Raw genomic sequence first — 2,533 nt, 5'->3', positions numbered from 1 at the left:
GCAGGTATGGCGGAATTGGCAGACGCGCATGGTTCAGGTCCATGTGAAAGCAATTTCATGCAGGTTCAAGTCCTGTTACCTGCACCATAGAAATCGGATACCCATTGGGTGTCCGATTTCTATTTTACAAGCAAAGTGCAGGTAACAGGACTTGAAGGCGAGCGAAAAGAAAACAGTCCGTTTGTTTCTAGACAGACATACAACTATATGGTTTATGCGTCTGACAAGTGAGTTGACAAGAATTTTAATAATTTGTACAATGACAAAACAACAAACAAAACTATTGAAACTTCGTATTTAGAATGATATAATATAATTAGGGAAATACTATTTATAAAGAAGGTGTTATTATGAACGGAACATGGACGCTGCATGTTGATAATTTTGCAAAAATAAAAAAGGCCGATGTGAAACTTAATTCTCTGATGTGCTTTGTTGGTGATAATAACAGCGGAAAAAGTTATTTAATGAGTCTGTTGTGGGGGATTCTTACAATTGGAAAAGATTTTTTTCCTAAAAAGCCCTCAAAATCCAAGACATATATTGAATGTGAGCGTTGGTTAGAATCCGTCCAAAATCAAGATGTACTAATTGATGATGCTGTGTCTTCTTTATATATAACTTGGTTTAACGAGATATTGAACAGTAATAAAAAAGCACTGATGAAAAAGCTTTTTAATTTTGAAGTTGCAATTGAAAAGCTCGAAATTAGAGATTATTTCAGAGAAAAACCAATCAGCATAAAATGGAACGAAAATCGCGAAAGATATTCTACCCAGAAAAATTCGATTTTTTTTCCTAAACGTGAAGTCATTTCCCGTGATGAATTATTAAAGATGAATTCCTACATCTGCTGGTTTATGGTGATGGGTGAATTATCTGCGCCACTTTTAACCCAGGCAGTGATGGGCAGAAGAAACGGTGAACCTGTTTATCTTCCGGCTTCAAGAACAGGTTTTATGCTGACATATCCTCAATTAGTTGAAAGCTCCTTACAGAAGAGCTTTAGTACCGAACAGGAGGATTCTGTTAGTTTATTAACATTGCCATATGTTGACTTTTTACAGCTGATTACTCGTTTTGAAGTTTCGGTAAAAAAGAACAAATACATCGAAATAATTGATTTTATGGAGAACAGAATGACAAACGGAGATTTGTCTGTAAAAAAACAAATGCTCCCTGTTATTAAGTATCATCCAAAAGGTTCAGACAAAGAACTTCCTTTGCATGTAGCTTCGTCCATTATTTCGGAAACAGCGCCTTTGTTATTGCTCTTAAAATCAAATATTAAGTTTAATACTCTAATAATTGAAGAACCTGAAGCTCATCTTCATCCTGAGCTTCAACAGCAGATGGCAAGAGTGATCATTCGTATAGTGAATTCTGGGATTCCTGTTTGGCTTACTACACATAGTGATACTATGATTCAGCACATAAATAATATGATTAAGCTAAAAGGTAACACAAAAACTAAACAAAACCAGTTAATGAATGAATTTTCATATGAACCGGAGGATCTTATTTCCCGTGATAATATCAGTATGTATCAATTTGTTAAAGAAGATAATCGTTCCAGACTTGAAGCGCTTAAATGTAACAAGTACGGGTTTGTTGTAAATACATTCAATGATTCTTTGAAGAAGATATTAGATGAGGTTTATGCTTTTCAGGACGAGGATTAATAAATGGATGAACGGATTGAATTTGTAAAAGATAATTTATTTTTACCAGATTACTTTAGTGATAATCAAACGTTATATGATTTACACGAAAGAAAGGAGTCTGGAAAAAGTGTTTTAAAAGTTACACTTAATTCATTAGATAACTTATGCATCGAAGATTTTGACAATTCAAAGAAATGTGGATTTTTTAAGCAAGACCGGGAATTTGGAATGCAAAAAAGTGTTGACCATGTTATTTTTCAAAATTGTTCAGGTAATTGTACACTTCACTTGATTGAAATGAAAAAGACTGTAGGAAGCGAAACGTTTAAGGGTGTTAAGAGAAAAGTCAGAAGTTCTTACTTAAATGCACTGGCTATTGCTGTTGCATTGGGAATAACGATCACTCAGACAATCGCATATACTTCATTCTTGAAATTAAAATTTGATACAGAAGCAGACACCAATTCAAATCCGCAGATATATAAACCTATGTTAGGTGAAAGAGCGATTGATGTTAAAAAAGATGAGTGGGACAAAGATCTTATGCACATTAATCTTGGAAAAACTATTACAATCAGGCATTACCCCATACAAATGTTTGATTCCGGCGAAGAAATGACAGGAGATTTAGATTTAACAAGTACATAATGAAAAATTTACCCCTGAAAGATGTTATGCTTTCAGGGGTTATCATTTACTCCTTAAATCTCATTCTTCTGCGCATAGCGAGCGGATAGTTGCCTTTTTCCAGTACCTTTATGTCGGCTTGCTTTTCGCCGTCCTTGTTAAAGATGATCATATGCTCGGTGAAGTCGGCGTTGAGTCTGACCTCGATCCGCAGACCTTCGCTTGTATCGTAGATAATGATC

The 2,533-nt window shown here is 34.8% G+C and carries 3 protein-coding genes; all 3 read left to right on the top strand.

Annotated elements, in window-relative coordinates:
* Window positions 1-108: 108 nt before the first annotated feature.
* Complete coding sequence (locus ACJMML_RS05185) at window positions 109-231, top strand: hypothetical protein (RefSeq protein ID WP_405306302.1); 123 nt, start codon at window positions 109-111, stop codon at window positions 229-231.
* A 119-nt stretch (window positions 232-350) separates the two neighbouring features.
* A complete protein-coding gene (locus ACJMML_RS05180; protein WP_405306301.1) occupies window positions 351-1,682 on the top strand; it encodes an AAA family ATPase in 1,332 nt (443 codons plus the stop codon).
* 3 nt (window positions 1,683-1,685) lie between these two features.
* Window positions 1,686-2,312 carry a hypothetical protein gene (locus tag ACJMML_RS05175; RefSeq protein WP_405306300.1) on the top strand — a complete coding sequence of 209 codons (627 nt, stop codon included), beginning with the start codon at window positions 1,686-1,688 and terminating at the stop codon, window positions 2,310-2,312.
* The last annotated feature ends 221 nt before the right edge of the window (window positions 2,313-2,533 follow it).

The organism is Methanobrevibacter sp., from assembly GCF_045130115.1.
GTDB lineage: Archaea > Methanobacteriota > Methanobacteria > Methanobacteriales > Methanobacteriaceae > Methanocatella.
The sequence above is the reverse complement of the archived record's forward strand: the minus strand, read 5'-3'. Positions and strand labels throughout refer to the sequence as shown.